12 protein-coding genes and 4 pseudogenes are annotated in these 21,037 nt (G+C 45.9%); 3 read left to right on the plus strand and 13 right to left on the minus strand.

The window, feature by feature from the left end; genetic code table 11:
* Window positions 1-477: 477 nt before the first annotated feature.
* Window positions 478-1,083 (plus strand): annotated as a pseudogene (locus RCO25_RS32460) (IS110 family transposase); the annotation flags it as partial.
* A gap of 1 nt (window position 1,084) precedes the next feature.
* Here RCO25_RS32460 and RCO25_RS32465 read toward each other — a convergent pair.
* The 8 genes and pseudogenes from RCO25_RS32465 to RCO25_RS32500 form a co-directional block, all read right to left on the minus strand.
* A pseudogene (locus RCO25_RS32465) lies at window positions 1,085-1,457 on the minus strand (transposase); the annotation flags it as partial.
* A 110-nt stretch (window positions 1,458-1,567) separates the two neighbouring features.
* Complete coding sequence (gene msrB / locus RCO25_RS32470) at window positions 1,568-1,993, minus strand: peptide-methionine (R)-S-oxide reductase MsrB (RefSeq protein WP_309000216.1); 426 nt, start codon at window positions 1,991-1,993, stop codon at window positions 1,568-1,570.
* 588 nt (window positions 1,994-2,581) lie between these two features.
* The gene (locus RCO25_RS32475; protein ID WP_309000205.1) at window positions 2,582-3,490 is read right to left on the minus strand and encodes a hypothetical protein; all 909 of its coding nucleotides are present in this window, start codon (window positions 3,488-3,490) and stop codon (window positions 2,582-2,584) included.
* 70 nt (window positions 3,491-3,560) lie between these two features.
* Entirely contained in the window at window positions 3,561-6,650 is a 3,090-nt protein-coding gene (locus RCO25_RS32480; protein ID WP_309000206.1) for a discoidin domain-containing protein, read from the minus strand.
* On the minus strand, window positions 6,643-8,772 hold the full coding sequence (locus RCO25_RS32485) for an alpha-galactosidase (protein WP_309000207.1): 2,130 nt from the start codon (window positions 8,770-8,772) through the stop codon (window positions 6,643-6,645). The genes RCO25_RS32480 and RCO25_RS32485 overlap by 8 nt, the downstream gene beginning before the upstream one ends.
* Before the next feature lie 23 nt (window positions 8,773-8,795).
* Window positions 8,796-10,436: an ABC transporter substrate-binding protein gene (locus tag RCO25_RS32490; protein ID WP_309000208.1), complete on the minus strand. Its 1,641-nt coding sequence runs from the start codon at window positions 10,434-10,436 to the stop codon at window positions 8,796-8,798.
* A gap of 138 nt (window positions 10,437-10,574) precedes the next feature.
* Entirely contained in the window at window positions 10,575-12,296 is a 1,722-nt protein-coding gene (locus RCO25_RS32495) for a cache domain-containing sensor histidine kinase (protein WP_309000209.1), read from the minus strand.
* Entirely contained in the window at window positions 12,271-13,830 is a 1,560-nt protein-coding gene (locus RCO25_RS32500) for a response regulator (protein ID WP_309000210.1), read from the minus strand. The genes RCO25_RS32495 and RCO25_RS32500 overlap by 26 nt, the downstream gene beginning before the upstream one ends.
* A 187-nt stretch (window positions 13,831-14,017) precedes the next feature.
* On the opposite strand from RCO25_RS32500, the gene RCO25_RS32505 reads away from it, so the two are divergent.
* Window positions 14,018-14,986 carry an ABC transporter permease gene (locus RCO25_RS32505; RefSeq protein WP_309000211.1) on the plus strand — a complete coding sequence of 323 codons (969 nt, stop codon included), beginning with the start codon at window positions 14,018-14,020 and terminating at the stop codon, window positions 14,984-14,986.
* Window positions 14,987-15,001: 15 nt separating this feature from the next.
* Window positions 15,002-15,895, plus strand: coding sequence for a carbohydrate ABC transporter permease (locus RCO25_RS32510; protein ID WP_309000212.1), 894 nt, complete (start codon window positions 15,002-15,004; stop codon window positions 15,893-15,895).
* Between the two features lie 148 nt (window positions 15,896-16,043).
* Here the strand turns inward: RCO25_RS32510 and RCO25_RS32515 are convergent, their stop codons facing one another.
* The 5 genes and pseudogenes from RCO25_RS32515 to RCO25_RS32535 form a co-directional block, all read right to left on the minus strand.
* A complete protein-coding gene (locus tag RCO25_RS32515) occupies window positions 16,044-16,547 on the minus strand; it encodes a DinB family protein (RefSeq protein WP_309000213.1) in 504 nt (167 codons plus the stop codon).
* Window positions 16,548-16,983: 436 nt separating this feature from the next.
* Window positions 16,984-17,355: pseudogene (locus RCO25_RS32520) on the minus strand (VOC family protein).
* A 590-nt stretch (window positions 17,356-17,945) separates the two neighbouring features.
* On the minus strand, window positions 17,946-20,201 hold the full coding sequence (locus RCO25_RS32525; protein ID WP_309000214.1) for an ATP-binding cassette domain-containing protein: 2,256 nt from the start codon (window positions 20,199-20,201) through the stop codon (window positions 17,946-17,948).
* 212 nt (window positions 20,202-20,413) lie between these two features.
* Window positions 20,414-20,812, minus strand: coding sequence for an SRPBCC family protein (locus tag RCO25_RS32530; RefSeq protein ID WP_309000215.1), 399 nt, complete (start codon window positions 20,810-20,812; stop codon window positions 20,414-20,416).
* Window positions 20,809-20,919 (minus strand): annotated as a pseudogene (locus tag RCO25_RS32535) (transcriptional regulator); the annotation flags it as partial. The gene RCO25_RS32530 and the pseudogene RCO25_RS32535, both read right to left, overlap by 4 nt.
* Window positions 20,920-21,037 lie beyond the last annotated feature (118 nt).

Below are 21,037 nucleotides of genomic sequence, written 5' to 3' on the forward strand. Positions count from 1 at the left end.
GCAACGGCAAACAAAAAACTTTCAAAATTAATTAAAAGTCAACTACAACAATGGATCGCCGGTTTGCCCAGTTATCTCAAGGCTTATCTGCCTATTTCAAGCTGCGAAGTTTGAGTTATATTCATAAAAGTCACCTCATTAACTCTGAACTTCATTCCATACCTAGAGTATTCGTCGAAATGATCAAACAATCCTGCACCTTTCTATGTTGCGATAAACTGCCCGTTCGTATTATGAGGTCAACCAGTTATTTCTGGTTGACCTCTCCTATCTTCAAGAGGTTAAGTAGCGGTAGCCGGGGTCGAACGTAACTGCCCGTGGGACTCATGATCCCGTGCGCTAAACAGTTCACCCCCTACTTGCAGAAACATGTTTGAGGCTGGTTGAGGCAATGATCTCGTATAACAAGCGAAGATATGACACTGCAAGAAGGACTAGGGGCTGCCGGCAAATACGATCATTGGAAGGTGATATAAGATGAATCCAGTAGTTGGGCTGGATATTGCTAAGGGGGAAAGTCAAGGTCAAACCTTCTTAGACAAGGGAAAACCTTATGGTAAAAGCTTTACTGTCCATCATACCCGTGAGGGATTGGGGGCCTTTCTTCACTTATTGAAAGATATTCAAACTATGACAGGACTGCTGCCGATGGTCATTCTGGAAGCGACAGGTCATTATCATTCCCCTGTTACACAGTTCCTGGACGAACACAACTACCTTTACATCATTGTAAATCCACTTCTGTCTTATGAAGCGAAAAAGTCTTCAAGCTTACGGAAAGTGAAGACGGATGCCTTTGATGCTTATGCTTTATGCGAATTCTTTTATAAAGAGGATTTCGAACCTCATAAGAAAAGATGTGTTCAATTATTAAACCTTCGCAACCTTACAAGATAGCATGAATCGGTAACGGGTCAGTTTGTTCAGATCAAACTTCAATTCCAAGCAGCATTAGACCAAGTGTTTCCGGAGTTTAAGGGTGTATTCGGGGATTTGTATTCTGTGGTGTCTTTACAAACATTGTTGGAATTCCCGTCGTCCGAGGCCGTACTGAGCGCCGGTGAGCCTCAATTAACTGAGAAGTTTGCCATTTCTTCGATTTTTCCTTATGATACGTGCTGTATTTGACCAACGCTTCAAGCTCTTCATGTTCTAGGTAAGCATAGTTCTCTTCTCCGCCATACCCAGCATCTGCGATGATGGTTCCCGGTAGCTTTTTTCTCTAAATGCGGTTTCAAGCATCGTGTGTCCGTAGGGCGCTGATGAAGGCTGTTACCAACAATAAATTGATTTTCTGTTCCAATCTGTACATGGTAACCAGGCTTAAGCTGGCCGTTACGCATATGGTCTTCTTTCATCCGCATGAACGTTGCATCTTTGTCGGTCTTGCTAAAGCTATTCCGATCCCCTAGCGTGCCTTGTTGTTCTTCATATTTTTGGAGACGCACTCTCCAGTTTGTCAGTAGCCATTTTTTACTCTAAATGAAATTCAGCGCATTATTCATGTCGTAAACGACGCCTTGGTGATAGAACAAAGGCAACGAAGGCGCGTGGATTTTCAAAGCTTCTATTCGCTAAATAGGGCGGCATAAGCGCCATATCCTCTTTTTTCAAGATCGTCTTTTGGAATAAACTCCATGGCTGCAGAGTTCACACAGAATCGCAGTCCCGTTGGCCCAGGTCCATCTTTGAACACGTCGCCTAGGAAGGAATCGGCATCCCGGCTTCTGACTTCGGACCCAAAAAATAATTTGCTTTTAAGCACAACGTTGTCTGGATCCAAAGGCTTTGTAAAACTAGGCCAGCCTGTACGCGCATCATATTTGTCCTTCGAGCTGAACAACGGCTCACCCGAAACAATATCTACATAGATACCCTCTTCTTCATTATCCCAATATTCATTATTAAATGACGACTCGTCCGCGCCATGCTGAGTTACGTTATACTGAAGTTTGGTCAGCGTCTTCAACTTTTCATTTTTGTCAAAATCTATATTGAAGCCTTGCTTTGCGTTAATTTTCACTTCGCGAACCCTCCACCCAAATTTGTTCACGAGTCCCCGGCTTTCAACTACCGCATGGAAATCGTCAAATTTCTGTTCGAAGCTATATTTTGCGCCAGCCGGTTTGTCGGAAGGGCCTAAGCCAAGGAAATCGAATACCCGGACCCTTCACCAATTTTGAACAATCGTTCAAAAATAGATAAATAATAATCAACAAAAATTCATTTGCGCTGATTAACCAACTACGTTCGTTACTACTTCAATATTGCCACGGGTTGCTTTAGCATAAGGGCAAACCAGATGGGCTTCCGTGACGATTTCCTCAGCCACGCTGGTTTCTACGCCGCTTATAGAGATGTCCAAAGTAATTGCTAGTACATAGCCGTCGTTCGCATCTTTGCCGAGCGTAACATTAGAAGTGATTGTTACACCTTCCGTTTTAATATTCTTTTTTCTAAGAAAGTCAAGAATTATTTTTGAACGATCGTTCTTTATATGAATGGTACAACCTTCAAAAATGAAAAAATAACAAGCCCCGGTATTGGCATCATCGGGGCTTCGATTTTCACAATTTCAGGTTCACGATGCACCTTCTTGAACAGCTTGGAGTTCCCATCGGATGGTGTATGATGCACTTTCACCCGGCTGCAGTGTATAGACAGGGCTGTGTACTTCAAGCTCATAATAATGATAATCACTGGCATTGTACACCTCAACAACCGTATTGTGTGGATACGTTTGTTTCGGATTCACACAATATGTCTTCATCAGCGTATAGCTTTTCCCGTTTGTCGCCGGAAGCCGTGACGTAGTTTGTCCAGCATCTGTCATGAAGCCTAACTTGTAGAGCAAATTGTTATTAATCTCCATTCGCCATCCCTTCGCGTCGTGAATGGCAGAAGCATTCTCCCCATTTAACAACATAACGGGTTGATCCGCATAAACGGTCGCGCCGTCCGGAATTTCCACGATTCCATCTCGATTTAGCATCGTTACCTGCCATAAGCCCTTTTTAACAGGACCAGGTCCATGATTGATTAGCTTTTGCTCGATATCCATGTGCGGTTTGTCTCCGTAACATGTAATGGTCCGAATGATTTGCAACTGTGTTTCTCTGCATACAGGGCTCGTAAGGAGCAGCTTAACCGTATCCTCGCTGCGCTGGATTTCTAGCTCATATTCGCCGTGATCTAAATCGGCATAGGGGCAGTCGCCCCAATCGGCTTGAGGAGCAAGCCATGTTTTCTCGCCGCCGTAGAGCAGCTGCTGACCTTTCATACGCTGCGATCGCATTTCCTCCACGTTATCAGCTACGTACTTAGGGCGATGACCTGCAAGGCTTTGGTTCTGGTAGAGCAGGTTAATCCCGTCCGCCCCAAACTCCAAGATGCGTCCTCCAATACCCGGCACCGTCGCCATATCATAATATTTCGTATGAATGCTAACGGAAGGAAAGCCTAAATGGCTGCTTATCGTAATCTGAATCATTCGAAACCGCCCTTTCTGTAAAAAATAAGGCGACCGATATCACTATCGATCGCCCCTTGTCCCGTGAGAGCTACTCGCCCTCACCACTTGAATAAATGGTAAAAATTAAATCGCGCTCTCCGTTATTTTCCGTAGTCCATGTCTCGCCGCCGTCCAGTGAGATCCGCTCATACCCGTCCGGATAAGAATTTGTATCGTTGTAGGCGAACCCGTAGTTATTATTCGTAGATTCGGTCATAACCGATTTTGGCGATTTCAAGATAATTCCGTATTTCTTGCTTGTATCCAAATTTTCCAGCTTCGGATAGATGGAATATGGACTCACGCTCCCTGGTATATTATAGGCCGGGAGCGACGCGGAGAAGATCGTCTTCTGCGGGTTGTCCTGCTCATCCAGCATGACGATATCGAAGTAATAAGCGTCCGCTGGTACGGTATTTACATAGCTCTCATAAATATACAGATCGATCTTCGGCAGGGTGCTGTCGTTCAGCTTGAACACCTGCATCCTTTGGACCTTGGCCCGAATGTCCGAGTAGCTCGCGTAATCCGAATTGCTATTGTCCTGGTCAATAATTGGACCGCTATTCCCCTCGACATAATAGGCCTCAATCTCTTCAATAGACGGAATAATATAATTCGTCTTCATAAATATTCTAATTTTTGATGTGGATACGGTCTCAAAATTAATGACTTTATTGTCACCCACCGTAAATCCTTTTGTGATGTCAACGTACTTCGTCCCGTCCCAATACTGTAACGCATAATTGGCGATCTGGAAATAAGTGCCTTTATGCTCTTTAATGACAACTCTGTTGACGGACGTCTCTTTGGCAAAATCGATTTCAGCCCATTGATTGTTCAACTGCCCGTCGGCTGCACTCCATCTCGTGGATGAAAGACCGTCCGTCAATTTGTCCGCTTCATATCCCGTTTCGCTCCAGGTCGAGGATACTCCAGTTTGTTTACCAAGGGCGAGATTGAGCAGTGTGCCTCCATTGTCTCTGCCTGATCCACCTTTTGATACATGAATAATGGCCGTACCGTTCGGCTGGAGCGTGTGCGTAAACTTTCCGGATACCTTGCCCAGTACCTTCCCGGAGTATAGCTCAGTTAAAGTATGCTTGGCATGCGGGTTTAATCCAAGCTCGGAGAGGTTAACCGTAATTTGCTTCTCTTCACTGGCATTCCAATTAGACAGTCCGACAATGACATCACCGCCGTTATCAGTTATATAGACAACCGACGGGGAATGCTCCCCTTTATGATACACATTCGGCATGTCTACAGGCTTGGCGGCTTTCCCCTTCCGAACGAGCTCCAGCAGCTTCTTATTCTCAAGGATGCTCATCCTTTCCTCTGACAGGAATGGGAAATTGTCACCTGCAAGCCAATGTCCCCCGCCCAGCGCAACAGTCGTTGCAAGCAGCTTGCCTTCACTCTGACTGTATTTGTACCAGAAACCTTGAGAAAAATTTTCCGGAATAATCATGTCGGCGTCATTGTATTCATACAGCGTACCGTTCGTCCACCACGAGGCGGCTGTGTTGAATGCCTGTCGCTCGATGCCGGAATAACCGTCTACCCCAATCGTCGTATCGCATGCCGATCTTCTCCCGTGAGCAAACGCTGCAGGCAGCAGAGGCGCTATCGATTCATTAATATAGATCGGGCGATCAGCCGCAAGAACAGCATCCCGGATGATTCCCATGCCGATTCGATAAGCTTGAACGCCGTTTACCGCTGGGTCGTACCGCAACCCGTCGTACATGCCCATATCAATAAAATCAAGCTTAAGGTAATCGAAGCCCCAATCGATATATTTCTGTATAGCGCTGCGCAGCGCCACTTGGGCTGCTGGATGGGTAATATCCATCGCATAGGTGCCCAAATACGTTCTGATCAGCTGCCCGTTCTCATCCTTTAGTGAAATATCCCTATGGTTATATTCCGTTCCCGGTATAGGCAGATCAAGCCAGGCATCATAGATCGTGAACGGCGTTTGATAGCCGCCGACCTTCAAGCCTTTCTCGTGAACATAATCCGCAAAGGCCTGCATCCCCTCATCAAAAGGCAGATCCGAGACCGGCTGGAAACCTCCATCCAAGTTAAAATATTCGTAACCGAGCGGTTGAAGATGCTCAGCCATATAGTCGACTAGCGGATACATGGCTTCGGCCGTCGCATAGTTGTAATGCGAGTAATACGTGTTGTAGCCCATAGGCACCTCGCCATCCCATTCCAAGCGAGGCTCCCCGATATTGTACACGCTTCCGTATTCCTCAAGGCCGGCCTGATAATCTCCATAATATCCGATGAAGAACAGATCAGATGAAACGGTTTCTCCGCTCTGCGTACCGCCCCAATTATAAAGGCTGAACGAGGTTAATGGACCATTTGCCTGTTCCGCTTCGCCAAGCCTCTGGCTGCTCTTCCAATTTTTCACGGTTGCTGCGCCCGCCACGAAACCTTGCTTGGACGTATTATCGAACATGGCCGCAACCCAGTGGCTGATGCCATTAAATGGCTCCCATTTCAACTGCTCGCCTTCGAATCGGTCGGCACCGTTCTGACTGTTGCCAAAATCATCTACAGGAGCTACCCCGAAATCAAAGTTATTCGAATAAGGAGTAGTGAAGATGCGTTTGTCCGTACCCGATCCGATATCAAGAAACGAGGACGAGATCGGTTCAATTATTTCTACTGTTTGAGAAGATGGACTAACTACACTCATATCGGTCAAAAAATAAGACTTATCAGAATAGAGATAGAAATGCGTCACGATCGTGGAGCCGGCATTCAATTTATTACGAATCGTCAATTTCACACCGTCACGACCGTAGCCTTCGTCCCCGATTTTACTCCATTCTGCCGTCCGGACCGCCGGATCGGATGAACGAAATCTCGTATCATTACCGGCAAGCTTATAATTTGAATTAAAATTTTGCAGAACCTTCCGATCGTCCCAGGTGACATTCCCTTGTCCGGTAGATAGATTATAAGTAAGTGTATAATGGCCGTTCGAGGCCTGCACAATACCATTTTTCTGATCAATCTGCAACTTCTTCTGTTTTGCGGAACTATCGTAAGGCAATATAACAACCCCCATAACGAATACCAATAAGATTGCAATCACCTTTCTAAATGCCATTTTATTCATGTGTCCCCTCCCGAGCTTTAATTCGAATCATGACACTGTCGAAATCGCCTCGCATATTTAGAGGAATACCTGCTTTCATTAACGTGCTTCCATGCAGCTGAACAGTTTCTTTCGACAGTCCCTCAACATCATATACCATGCCGCCAGCAAGACCTTGCAGCTTCAATTGGGAATGACGACCGAACTGCTGAGCATGGAGAAAGACAAATACAACGCTATCGGTATGATCGTCATTCACGTACTGAACAGCTGCCAGCTTGGAATGACGTAATGAGGAGAGCCGGTACTGCTTGCCCACCTGCACGAGATGCCTTATTTCCTTATAAGAGGTAATATGAACGGCAGCCTCACCGATCTCGCTATCCGCCCATTCTCTCAAGTTTCCTCCGATCCCCAGCGCTCCCGTCATTGCGCTGTGGAACCTGAAGGACAAGGGCAGTTTGCGTCCGTTCATTCCGTTCGGGGAGTCCGTTACCCAGCACATCATGATTTGCGGACTATATACATAGGTGAAGCCCTCTTGAATGCGCAGCCGGTCAAATGCGTCGGTATTGTCACTTGGCCAGGCCTGATCGGCAAAGCGCAGCATTCCAAAATCAATTCTCGCTCCGCCCCCAGCGCAGGTTTCAAATTCTACGTTAGGAAACTTAGCACGCAGCTCCGCCCAAATGTCATATAAGCTTTGTACGTGCCGGATCCAAATTTCCCTCTGCTGTTCCTGCGGAAATCCCTGCAGCCCCGGCTCGGTAATCGTCCTGTTCATATCCCATTTAATAAAGGCGATAGGATGAGAGCTGAGCAGCCTAGTCATAAAGTCTATAATATATTGTTTCACCTCGGGCATAGCTAGGTTCAACACCAGCTGATTCCGAAGCTGAGTGCCGGTTCTGGTTGGAAAATGGTAGACCCAGTCAGGATGATTCCGATAAAGCTCACTGTCCGGGTTGACCGACTCCGGTTCAACCCAAATGCCGAAGTCCATCCCTAAGTCATTTACCTCCCGAATTAACGCGTCCAGCCCCGAAGGAAATTTGTCCGGATTGACGTCCCAATCTCCAAGCCCGGCTCGGTCGCTGTTCCTTTTGCCAAACCAGCCGTCATCGACAACAAAACGTTCGACTCCCATTTTGGCAGCTTTCTTCGCCAGCTCGATCTGCTCTCCCGCATGCACGTCAAATGTTGTCGCTTCCCAGGAATTGTACAACACCTTGCGCTTAGCTTCGGTAGGAAGTATGTACTCCCGTTGATACCTGTGCAGGGTGCGGCTCATCCCACCGAAGCCTGACGAGCTGTACCCTCCGACGAAGACTGGTGTCACAAATGACTCTCCTGACCTCAGCATCCACTGGCTGTCAAAATCATGAATGCCGCCCGTCACCCGAACATGTTCAAATATCGTCTTCTCCGCCACGATTTTCCAGTTACCGCTCCAACCTAGGGCGCCGAACCATACCTCCCCCACAGACTCAGCTGCACTGCCGTCATCCATGGCAAACCACGGATTCGCATGAGGCCCCGTGAACCCTCTTCTCGATTCGATGATTTTCTTACCTTCGGAGAGCACCGTTTCCCTAAGCTGATATTCACCGGCCCAGCTACCCGCCACGTGAGTCATCCTGCTTTGCAGCATGTAAGGCATCGTCCAGGCTGCAGATTGGAAGGATTCAAGCACGATATCGTCTTCTCCAGTGTTGACGGCTTCGGCGTATCGTTCGATCAAATCGAGTTCAGGGATGATCCGGTAATACAAATGCACTTTCAAGTTATAGAAGGCGTCCTTTAATATAAGGATCAGACATTCCAGACCTTTGTCCTTCTCGATCCGATATCCCTCAAAGACCATTTTGAGATCTCTGACTTGATCGGAGAACTGCGCCTTAAGACTGGGCTCGGAATATCCAACTCCGCCCCAGAAGCTAAATTCCTCGCATTCACGTTCCACTTCTGCATCAAATGAGCTGTGGGACCTTGAGCGGAGACGATGGGCGCAATCATGCGCCGCAATCGTCTCACCCCAATACAAATGCTGGAGAATCCCTTTCTCATTCACTCCGAACACATAAGATGTCCGCGCGGTTTGAATTTCAAATAGATGCTTGTCTTCATGAACGATTATCGGCACTTCCGTCACCTCATACTATGATATTAATTCCAAAGCTCTTTACGCTTGTTGAAATTATCGGTATAAATCTTCTCGAGCTTCGCAAGCCCTGCCGTTTCCAATTCTTTCATCATTGTGTCGTATAATTTGACTGCATCCGCCTCGGAAGGAGCCATTACCATCCTAGGAAAATACTTATTAATCGTTTCGCCAACCTTCGTTTGCATAATAGCTTCCGGAGTGCCGCCGCTTGGACCCAAATTGTCATAAAGAGCTGTGTCAAACGACGAATCTGCTAGATTCTTGATCGCAAGCTTGGCTACTGCATCCGTCTCGTACCGGCCGATTAAGTCATATGGCGTACCATCTGATCCTGGACCGTTCTTGACTGTCCAGGTCCACTTCCGGATGCCGGTTTCTGTGGAATAACCCGCCCAATCCTTCTTAAAACCCTCCAGCACTTCAGGCCTAGGAACATGCTTGCCATCCTTCATATCCCAGTGCGTTCCTTCAATACCCCACATCATCAAATATTGACCTTCCTCGCTTGCTAGGAAATCAAGGAATTTAATCGCACGGACCGGATCAGCATTTTTTGTCGTAATTCCGATGCCATCCCATCCGAGCGAGTTTTTCGGACCAAAGGTCGTTTTCTGCGGATCCACGCCTGGTGCAACGACTTTATAAGGATAAAACTGGCTTTCGTCTTTCTTGGATTGATCCGCCGCTTCCTCTTTCAATATCGTATTCGGCTTGCCCAGATTCCAAAAAGCATCCGTTGTTGCAAATACGCTGCCCGATGCCATCTTTTGTTCATATTGCTGAGTTTTTATTGTCGCCCATTCCGGATCGATAAAGCCTTGAGTGTACAAGGAATTCATAAATTTGATCATGTCCAAATACTTCGGATCTCTCACGTCACTTTTCAGTTCATTGCCCGTTTCATAATAAGGCATAATACCGTACATGCCTTTGAACGTACCCGAAATCGCACCCATGTTTTCGCCGTTAAATGTCATGGCCATCGTAGGCTTGCCGTCAATCGCCGGATATTTCTCTTTGAAGCTTTTGAGCAGTCCGACAAACTCTTCTACGGTGAAGGGCTCGCCGTTGTCTACTTTCACCCCGGCTCCCAGCTCCTTCATAACATCCATTCTCATCATAAATCCAAATACCGGATATTGCTCAAGCCCATACCAGTTAGCAAGGTAATAGTTTTTACCGTCTGTATGCCGGGTCTTGTTCAGCATATCGCCATACATTTTCTTAATGTTCGGCCCATATTGGTCAATCAGATCGTTGAGCGGGATTAGCGCTCCAGCCGCAATATATTTGTCGAGAATATCGCCACGTGAAATCGCCATCAAGTCAGGTAGGTCGTTGCTGGCAAGCATCAGGTTTAATTTCTCGGCCGGATTGCCGGTCGGCTGTTGAATTTCCAAGGAAACGCCAGTCTGCTCTGTTATTTTTTTTACTACCAGATTGTCAAACGAATCACCGACATTACGATCAAAAAAAGTGAATTTGATCGGCGAGTTTCCTTCGGCTTCTCCTTCTTCTTCTGCTGCAGGCGTGTTAGTAGCTTTACCCTCGTTTGTTGGTTCCCCATTGCTGCTGCAGCCTGCAAGCAGTGCCATCAATAAAACAATCAGACCCGTAAATCGGAAATGCCCCTTCTCTCTCATAGCTGATCTGTTCCTCCTTGAAATTAGGATGCAAGTGAGTTCAACAATCGTCGAACCGCTTTGCTTAGACTTTATTGTAGACACCAGACCGGTCTCGTTCTATACAACTTTGTTATTAAACATGACGGAAAACGACTATCATAAATAGATAATCGTCTTTGGAATACGGATCTGCACAGAAGTGCCTATACCAAGCCTGCTGTACACCTCCACGCCGTACCGTTCACCGTATGCCAGCTTGATTCGCTTGTCCACATTATAAATTCCGTAACCCGCAGGCTGTTCCGTCTTCTCCATCATCCGTTCATAAACATCACGAGGCATCCCCATACCATCATCAATAACGGATAACAACAAATCCTCTCCATCTGAAAAGAGCTTAATGATAATCGTAATGCCGCAGTCATCATCCCAAATCGCATGATTAATGCAGTTTTCAATAAAAGGCTGCACAATTAACTTCAACGTTGTAAAGCGAAAAAGCGATTGGTCCAAGGAATAATGGACCCGGAATAAGCCTTGGAACCTGGTTTCCTGTATAGAAAGATAGTGCTCTGTAAGCTTGATTTCTTGTTCAATCGTGATCGTTTTTTTCCCTTTGTTTAAGGAGATCCGGTAAAATCTAGCCAAATCATCCGCCATCCGATGCACATGCCCATTATTATGTTTAATGGCTAGAGCAGAAATGGAAGCCAGTGAATTGTAGAGAAAATGCGGCGTTATTTGAGCTTGGAGAGTGTTCATCTCCGCTTCATTCTTCAGAACCTCCTTCTTATATACGTCATTGATTAATTCTTCTATCTTCATCGCCATCTTCTTTAGAGCAAAAGACAGTTGGCCTACTTCGTCGTTCCCCATCGGCGGGAATGTTAAATCGAATGTCCCGCGTTCCACTTTGCGAATTTGATGAAGCAGTATTTCGAAGCGCTTCGTCAATAACCGACTGGTTCCGAATATCAAGACAATGGCAGCGAATACGCATGCCAGAGAGATGGTTAGCATTTTACCAGAGGCTGCTCGAGCCTGCGTCAGCAATTCCTCATAAGGTAAAATGGCAATCGTTTTCCAGCCGTTGTGTAACGATTTTTCAATGACGATCGAGTTTTCATTCTTTTGGGCTAACAATTCGGCAGTGTTTCGGAAATTCGCATGCTTTACGTCTGACGTTATAATATTTCCTTTCTCATCCGCCACAATAATCGCTTTGTTAGTGCTCTCTTTCTCGATGAGAGAGAAGATTTCTCTCTCCGATATTTCCATAGTCAAAATTCCGTAAGGAAAGTTCAGGCTCAAATAGTTCAGTGAACGCGTAAGTGTCACCACTCTCTCCTTCTCAGCTCCGTCAGTCGGAAAAAAGTGGGTTATATGTCCTGCCGCATGCAGCGATTGCGTGACCAGCTTTGCGGGCACCTCATCCATATGCTTTACAAAAAGTCCATCCGAATGAAGCGTTTGATTATCCGTATAAATCGTAATTGATTGCAGATTGGGATTCATCGCGAGAATCTTATTCAGCGTTTGATTAATATAGTCGTACGCGTCAAGCACAGAAATATCGTTTTTTTCATAGTGGTTAAGCAAGTAATTCCTGAGTTGAGTGTCCAAGTAAATTAATGTGGCATTCTGAGCGTATAAGTCCAGCTTATTCTCAATATTGTTATTGACCTGATCAATCGTACTTCCTACGTTCTCGACCGCCTGCTGGGTTAGCTGTTCTTTAATCGTATGGTAGGAATAGAAGATCAAGAAAGCGATAGGCAGTATCGTAACAAGGAGATATACGATAAACAATTTGCTTCGCAATCGTGTGTTGAGTCGCATTCTTTTGCAGATGCTATAAAAATTTTTTACGATATTCATTCGGCGTGACTCCTTGCGTTTTATAAAAGAACGAACTGAAATAAGACGAGTTATCGTATCCCACTTTTCTAGCCACATCATGAATCTTTAATGATTTGTCGCGCAGCAGTTCCACCGCTATGGTAAGACGGACCTTTGTCAAATATTCATGAATGGTGCAGCCCTTCTTTTCCTTGAATAAGGCCCTCAAATAATTGGGAGAGATGTACACCTTTTCCGCCAGATGTTCGATCGTAAGAGGTTCGAAGTAAGCGCTGTCAATTATATCGACCACTTCCTGCACCAGCAGCATATGCCGATCCTGCTGTTTATCCTCAAGATAACGTCTGATCTGATCCATCAACCCCAGAATAAAATCTTTGATTCCTCGAATGGAATCTTCTTGCAGGATTGCCCTTTTCCAGTCATGAAGATCACCGATCCCTTTGATTGCCTGATCATCGAATTTCGAGCATACGTTGGCTATCCCTTTCAATACGTCCATCGATACTTCATAAACTTTTTCCCTGCTTACGTGCATCCGGACTAACGTATCGAAATAATGGTCAATTCCACTTAGGAACCCCGACAAATCGGACAAATTTAATCTCCCCAGCAGCATCTCATCTTCGGAGTTAAATGCAGCATCGCGCACAATCTTAACTTGCCCCGAATGAATAATGTTCCCAAGTCCGATATAAAAACGTTCCCCCACCGCTTTCTCCGCCTCCTCTAACATAGAGTGCGCGTGCTTCAGCAAGGATACCGTGTCAGCAATTCCGATAGTCACCGTCCAGTCATATTCGCGTTGGATGGAGTCGGATAGTTCTTGCCAGAATAGCTTATAATCCATGCCTTGATCAAATTTGATCGTGATCAGCCATTCATGTTCAACGGCCTTTAAGGTGGTTCCTTCCAACGAAAAGCTGCTCAGCAGCGAACTGACAATCATTGGTATTTCGTTCATTTCTTTCAACTGCGCAGTAGAACTTTCTTTATATGCAAGATAATTATCGATACTAATTAAAGCGGTTACATAATGATCGCTAAGAAACCGCTGATCCATTAGGATGAGCTCTGTCCAGGATTGTTCTAAGTTACTGTCGTTGTTGGCAGCTTTGTAAAGTTCCTCGATACGTTTCTCGACCAGGATCTGCTTGGAACGATGCAGTAAATTGACTTTCTCCACCTCTTCCTTGACTTTAGCAATTACATCATGCAATTCGACTTGATTAATCGGCTTTAAAAGATAACCAACGGCCCCTGCATGAAGGGCCGACTTTACATAGATAAATTCATCGTGCCCGCTTAAAAATATGATTTTCATCCAATCGAATCGTTCTTGAATGAGGGAAGCCAGCTGGAGTCCGTCCATAATTGGCATTCGCACATCAGTAAGCACGATATCCGGCTGTAATTGCTGAATTTGCTCCCAAGCTTTCTTTCCGTTTTTGGCGGATCCAACTACTCTAATGTTCATGCTAGCCCAATCGATGTGGTACTGGAGCAGATCCAACTCGATAAATTCGTCCTCCACTAGATAAATAGTCAACACCTACATCTCTCCCATAACCCGAATAATATACCCCATTATATCACCGGCATATCTCTCGAAGTAGTGCCTTAGATTCTTTTCACACAATGATAGGCGTTTTCCCGCATGTTTCTTCACATTGTAATATTGCTACCAGTGATCAGCGACTCGTATAATTTTGTACATTACCAAGGAGCGAGGTGCTTACATGAGTACGGCCGTCAATGTTTTAAGCAAGAAAAATACAATCACAAAAAAAAGTTTCAAAATTCGGTTAATAGAGCAGCGGTTTCTTCTTTTGCTGCTTACGCCAGCGGTCATATGGGCAATCTTCTTCGCCTATTTACCAATGGCTGGATTGTATATGGCATTTGTCAATTACAAACCTACGCTTGGGAATTTTTGGGGTAATCTATTCCACAGCGAATTCATTGGCATGGACTGGTTCAACTATTTTTTCAGTAACGGTGATTTCTTAATTATTATGCGTAATACACTGGCATCCACTTTACTCACGCTGGTCATATCCTTTCCTGCTCCAATAATCATTGCGATTGCCCTGAATGAGATCAAAGGAGCAGTATTCAAAAGAACGGTTCAAACCGTGTCCTACCTTCCCCACTTCATTTCCTGGGTTATTGCAGCGAATATCATCGTTACGGTTCTCTCTTCAGACGGAATTGTCAACAAACTGCTTCAGTGGCTGCATTTGACGGATAAAAGCATTTTCTTTCTGCAGGAAGGCAAATATTTCTGGTGGATTGTGGCGCTCGGAAACACATGGAAGGAAATGGGGTACAGCGCGATTATTTATCTCGCAGCAATCTCTTCGATCAACCTAGAGCTATACGAGGCAGCACGAGTCGACGGTGCCGGCCGGTTCAAGCAGATTTTGTATGTAACCCTGCCGCATTTGAAACCGACAATCGTAATTCTTCTCATTCTTTCTCTCGGAGGCGTACTTAACGCAGGCTTTGATCAGCATTATTTGCTCGGCAACGGCTTGAATCAAGGATATTCCGATGTTTTGTCAACCTATTCATTCCGATACGGATTGCAAAACTCTATGTTCTCTTATGCATCAGCTGTTGGTTTATTCAATTCCGTTGTAGCTTTCATTCTGGTTGTAATCGTCAATTTCACTTCCAAAAAATTAAACAACCAATCGTTATTTTAAAGGAGTTAATGAACAATGCCAAAAATACACTCGCTTTCGGATAAGCTTTTCGATCTGTTCATTTACCTCTTTCTCATTGTCATATTTCTCGTTACGTTTTACCCCTTCTGGAATATCCTTGTGGTGTCCTTAAATGATGCCACCGATTCGGTACGTGGGGGATTATATTTATGGCCGAGGCAGTTCACGCTTGAAAGTTACGAGTCGATATTCCGTAATGCGGAGTTGATCAATTCAGTGAAGGTCACCGTCCTGCGGACGATCATCGGAACTCCGCTCTCCGTGCTGGTCATCAGCATGATGGCCTATTCGCTCAGTAAGCGTGAGCTTATTGCCTGGAGAGCATTTACGCTGTTTTTCATCTTTACCATGTATTTTGGTGGAGGATTGATCCCCACCTATATGATCATCAAATCTTTGGGACTGATCGATTCATTCTGGGTGTTTATTTTCCCTGGTCTGGTTGGGGTTTTCCTCATGATATTGGTTCGCACGTATATCGAGCAGCTGCCGCCGGAGATGGAGGAATCCGCCAAGATAGACGGGGCGAATGATCTACAAATTTTTGGCCGGATGGTCCTTCCGCTCTGTGTTCCTGTACTGGCAACCATCGCACTATTTATCGGCATCGGGCATTGGAACTCCTGGTACGATTCGTATATCTATACGTATAAGCCGGAGTTGAAGACACTTCAGGCTATCCTGGTCAAGATTTTGAATCAGTACCAGACGGGGGCCATGGTATCGGAAGCAGAGCAGCTAGCGAACAGCTCGAAACGGAATCCGGTATCCGGCGAAAGCGTCCGGATGGCAGTAACGATGGTGGCCACCCTCCCCATTGTACTTATTTATCCGTTTCTGCAGCGATTTTTTGTGAAAGGCATTATGATGGGAGCAATTAAAAGCTAACTCTAATGGTAAGCACTAGAACTTACGGATTCATTCGTTCAACATATATAAAAAGAATAACCCGGAAGAATCATCTTCCGGGTTATTCTTTTGCTTTCTAACGCTATCGCTTTTCACCCAAAACGCCGAAGCGGGATATAGTCTTACTTTATATTACCGGAGCCGGTGCACCAAACTCTGCCCACTGCTCTTTTGTCGGGCCGTAAAGATCCGGAACACGAAGGCCGGCCTGACGCATCAGGACCGTCATTTGACCGCGATGATGAATCTCATGCTTTATGAGGATATCCAGCGTCAAGCCGTTCGGCCATTGATCGCCGTACATGTCGCTCATGATGAGCAGATTCTCATCCTTCCAACTGGACTGTACAGCATCAAGGAATGCTTGTGAGGTTCGCTTATAGACTGCCGCAATGTCCGCTGCCGAAGCTGGTACTGTCACATCTTCGCCCGGTCCTTCGAAAGACAATCCAGTCCGCGATGGCATTTCGTGCAATGTCTGTACAAGGTGCCATGCAAGACGTCCAAGCGTGCGATGGTCGCTCGTTATCTGTTGGCCAAGAGACTCGTCCGTGAGCGTCTCCAGCGTCCGCAATGTTGCTGCCGTTTCATTCCGCCAAGTCGCGGCAAAATCCTCAATGTGTTTATACATATCTAACATCTCCCTTTTGTAATGGAATAACACCATTATATCATTGTTTGTTTTCAATATTTGTAAATGTGTAAGTAAGGTAACCTCTAACCCATTCTCCACGATGCTTTAAATCAAGAGGTGATGCGGAAGCTCCTTTAATCGATTAAAGATTATTTTATTTGCCCATACATGATAGTCGTAAAATCTCAATCAATGATTTGTCATTTCAACTACCTCCTGTTTTTGTTGTTTACTTATGTATTCATCATACAATGGCAACCCTGACAACTGTATGTCAGTGTTATAAATGAGCAGCTTATAATAGAAACAGCGGCTGTCAGGGATGTGAAAATAAGTCCTAGACTGCCGCTGTTTTATTGAACTATCGTTTCCCGTTAGCTTAACGCTTTCTTGCTTGAAAGCCCTGATGTATATATCTATTCCATTCTCTGCTTCATCTGTGTTGATCTATAAGAATGGAATTACCATCAGGATCTTCAATTGTAAAACTTGCAGGGCCTTCGCTTGTTTCATCTGCTTCAGATAATAATTTAATTCCTTTTGCTTTAAGCTGTTTTTAAATATCTCGAATGTCCGTAAACGAATTAAGACTTTCGGCATTTTCATTCCATCCTGGATTAAAGGTCAGAATATTCTTTTCAAACATTCCTTGGAATAGACCAATTATACAACTTTCATTCTTCATAATGAGCCAATTTTGGGTAATATCGCCTCCAAATTCTTGAAACCCTAGATTTTCATAAAATAATTTTGATTCGTAAATGTCTTTTACACTTAAACTTACAGAGAATGCGCCAAGTTTCATATTTCCTCCAATAAAAAATTATTTTTAGTAGGTTTATTGTATAAAGTATACAACATTTCGTTGCTTTTTTCCTTTATAGCTCCCATCGTTATTCTTATCATTCCGGGTTTGGAGTCGAAGTTCTCCAATCAAGATGCATGGCTAACAAGTTGTTTGTAGTGTAATTTTCATTTGTATTATCACTCCATCTTGATATAATCTGCAAGCCGAGAAGCTACGCAGGCTTCGACTGCGTTATTATCCTCAATGTAGCTGCAATCATAATTCTCGTGTATGCACATACAAGCCTGTCGGATCAATTTCATCTGCAGCTTCATAGTCTTTTAAATCATATCTAAATAATGAGAACGCATCGACCATAGTGCCTCGACACGCGATAATCTCAGCCTTTTGAACGCCTAAATGTGATTTGAAAAGAGTAAGAGCGCCTCATTAATGGTGTTGGGTTTCGAACCCTTGAACAAACCCATTATACCGAGACGCTCCTTATTTACAAAGGCCATTTCTTAACTTTTACGGAATATTTGATTAACGGCTTTACTTCACATACTTTATCTTTGCAACAGGATCGAGGATGACGATTCTGCCGGCTACATCAAGTATCTTCCTGTGATCGACTGCTCCGCATGGATGATCTGCGGAGGTGTGCCCTCGAATACCACTTGGCCGCCCTTGCTCCCTCCGTCCGGTCCCAAATCGATGATCCAATCCGCTTGGCTGATCACATCGAGGTTGTGTTCGACGACGATCACCGTATTGCCGGCATCCACGAGGCGGTTCATGATTTCTAGAAGGTGACCGATATCTGACATATGTAGGCCAGTCGTCGGCTCGTCCAACACGTAGATGCTGCCCTTCTTATGCAGCTCGCTTGCCAGTTTGATGCGCTGGCATTCCCCGCCCGAGAGCGTGCTGAGCGGCTGGCCGAGTGTAATATAGTTCAGCCCCACATCACTCATCGCCTGGAGCTTGCGCACAACCTCTTTTAGCTGAAAATAATCCAATGCCTGCTCCACAGTCATCTCCAGCACTTCTGCAATTGACTTGCCGTTCAGCTTGTACGCGAGCACCTCTTCCTTGAACCGTCTACCTCCGCAAACTTCGCATGGCAGCTTCACGCTCTCGAGGAATGCAAGGTCTGTATACACAACACCCAGCCCTTGGCAGTTCTCGCAAGCCCCCTTGGAGTTGAAGCTGAACAAGCCTTGGTTAACCTTGTTCGCGGAAGCAAACGCCTTGCGCACATCATCCATTATGCCCGTGTAGGTCGCGGGATTCGAGCGTGTTGACACTCCAACTGCAGATTGATCGATGACGATCGCATCCGGATGCTTACTTAGGAATACTTCGTTAATCAGCGTACTCTTGCCCGAGCCGGCAACGCCCGTAACGACTGTCAGCACTCCAGTTGGTATATCTACACTCACGTTCCGCAGGTTGTGCAGTGTGGCATCCTTGATGGAAAGCTGGCCTGACGGCTGCCTGCAATTGTGCTTCAGCTGGAGCGGCCGTTTCAAATGGGTGCCTGTCAGCGTACCTGCCTCCAGCAGACCTTGGAAGCTTCCTTCATACACGATGGTACCGCCGCGGCTGCCGGCGTGCGGCCCGACGTCGACGATATGATCCGCTAACTTGATCACATCGGGATCATGCTCGACGACAATCACGGTATTGCCCTTGTCGCGGAGCTTCTCAAGCAGTTCATTTAACCTGTGAACATCACGGGGGTGTAAGCCAACGCTGGGCTCATCGAAGATGTAAGTGACATCCACCAGACTGCCGCTCAGGTGCTTTACCATCTTGACGCGCTGCGACTCGCCGCCAGATAATGTATCCGTCTCACGGTCCAGCGTCAAGTAGTCAAGTCCGATATCCACCAGATGCTGCAGCCGCTCCGTCAGTGATTTGACGACCGGCGCGGCAACAGGATTGTCAATCTCCCGAATGACTCGGATAAGCTGTCCGACCTCCATGGAGGACATTTCCGCAATGTTGAGTCCATTGATCCTGCAGCTAAGCGTAGCCTGACTGAGTCTCGCGCCGCGGCAGCTGGAGCAGGGGCCCTCGGAAATGTACGGCGCAACAGCTTTTTGTGTGCGCTCGGACTTCGTCTTCACATCCTGCTTGATGTATTTGTTGGTGAACTTCTCAATAACGCCTTCCACTGTAATATTCGTTGCCTTACCTGCGAAATCCATCTTAACTTTCCTTGCCTTGGCGTACAGCAGTTGCTCCAGTTCCTCATCCGAATAATCACTCAGCTTCTTGTCGAGATCAAAGTCCCCCGACTGCACGAGCAAGTTCCATTCCCAGCCGTTCACCGAATAGTCCGGCAGCATAATTGCCCCTTCATTCAACGACTTTGACATGTCCAGCGCCTTGCTCATGTCGACGCCCAGCCTGCGACCGATCCCGTTGCACTCGGGACACATGCCTTGCGGATCGTTAAACGAGAACATGTGCGCCTGTCCAACATACGGCTGACCCACTCGGGAGAAGAGAAGACGGAGAATGGGAGAGATATCAGTAATCGTGCCCATCGTGGAATGCGAACCGCCGCCCAGCCGCTTCTGATCCACAATAACAGCCATGCTCAAGTTCTCGATCGCGTCCGTATCCGGCTGCGGAACGCGGGGTAGGAAGCTGCGTACGAACATGCTGAAGTTCTCATTCAGCAATCGCGTGGATTCTGCGGCGATCGTATCAAAGACGATCGATGACTTGCCGGATCCGGATACCCCGGTGAAGATTGAGATCTTCCGCTTCGGAATGCGCAAGGATACATTCTTGAGATTGTTTTCCCTCGCACCCGAGATCACGATATACTCCTGATTAGATTCGCTCATGATTAACATCCTTCCGATAGTGTTAGTTCCTACTTATATACACATGCGAACTTAACCCCAAACGACAAGAATTTGTCAGATTGTCTAAAGTAGATATAAACCGGCTGCAAACTCCATGCAGCCGGTTTATGTTGATTTGGGTCAAGCAGGGTTCAACCATCGTACTCTTTCGATTAGCATTGCGGAAGGTGATGTTTGAGACCCGAATGCGGTTATTGTGCCAACAGCTTTTCAAGCTCACCGCTCCAATTACTCCAGCCATACCTAGCGCCTTCGAGTCCTTGAACATTTGAGAATCCGGTTTGGTCAAGATGAAGGTTAACCTTTCCATCCCCTAAATCCTGCAGCGTCCAGTTGACCGTGTGCTTCTCCTCTCCGACGGCCCATGTATAGGATAACCCAGTTGGTGGATCCACGATAAGCACTTCGCCGTCAATAATTCCATCCCAATATTCGTTCGGCTGAGCGCGAAACTGAAAACGGTGACCTACGACGGGCTTGAAATCATTTTCCAAAACCCACTTGGCAAGCTTGCTTGAATCGGTTAAGGCGGACCAAAGCTTCTCGATCGATGTCTTGTACTGAAAATCCAATTCTAATTTTAAACTCATTCTTCTTCCTCCTCTAATAATTGGCTCAAGCGCAACATATTCGTACTCCAGAACTTGCTGTAGAAAGCCACCCAATCTTGAATTTCTTTAAGTGGAGAGGCATTTACGGTAATTGTCAAGGTAGTTGTCGTGATTCCTCAAAAATAGAAGTGGTTTAGTTTCATGAATTTTCTTCAGCTTGAATAAGCTTCGCTCGTTCTGGATTGAGCCAAACTTCCTCTTCTA

Source organism: Paenibacillus sp. LHD-38 (genome assembly GCF_031157315.1).
In the GTDB taxonomy this organism is placed as follows: domain Bacteria; phylum Bacillota; class Bacilli; order Paenibacillales; family Paenibacillaceae; genus Pristimantibacillus.

Bases quoted from the DNA above. Each gene is read 5' to 3' on its own strand.
- RCO25_RS32475 (WP_309000205.1), bottom strand. From the start codon at position 3,490: ATGATTCAGATTACGATAAGCAGCCATTTAGGCTTTCCTTCCGTTAGC.
- RCO25_RS32480 (WP_309000206.1), bottom strand. From the start codon at position 6,650: ATGAATAAAATGGCATTTAGAAAGGTGATTGCAATCTTATTGGTATTC.
- RCO25_RS32490 (WP_309000208.1), bottom strand. From the start codon at position 10,436: ATGAGAGAGAAGGGGCATTTCCGATTTACGGGTCTGATTGTTTTATTG.
- RCO25_RS32495 (WP_309000209.1), bottom strand. From the start codon at position 12,296: ATGAATATCGTAAAAAATTTTTATAGCATCTGCAAAAGAATGCGACTC.
- RCO25_RS32505 (WP_309000211.1), top strand. From the start codon at position 14,018: ATGAGTACGGCCGTCAATGTTTTAAGCAAGAAAAATACAATCACAAAA.
- RCO25_RS32510 (WP_309000212.1), top strand. From the start codon at position 15,002: ATGCCAAAAATACACTCGCTTTCGGATAAGCTTTTCGATCTGTTCATT.
- RCO25_RS32515 (WP_309000213.1), bottom strand. From the start codon at position 16,547: ATGTATAAACACATTGAGGATTTTGCCGCGACTTGGCGGAATGAAACG.
- RCO25_RS32525 (WP_309000214.1), bottom strand. From the start codon at position 20,201: ATGAGCGAATCTAATCAGGAGTATATCGTGATCTCGGGTGCGAGGGAA.
- RCO25_RS32530 (WP_309000215.1), bottom strand. From the start codon at position 20,812: ATGAGTTTAAAATTAGAATTGGATTTTCAGTACAAGACATCGATCGAG.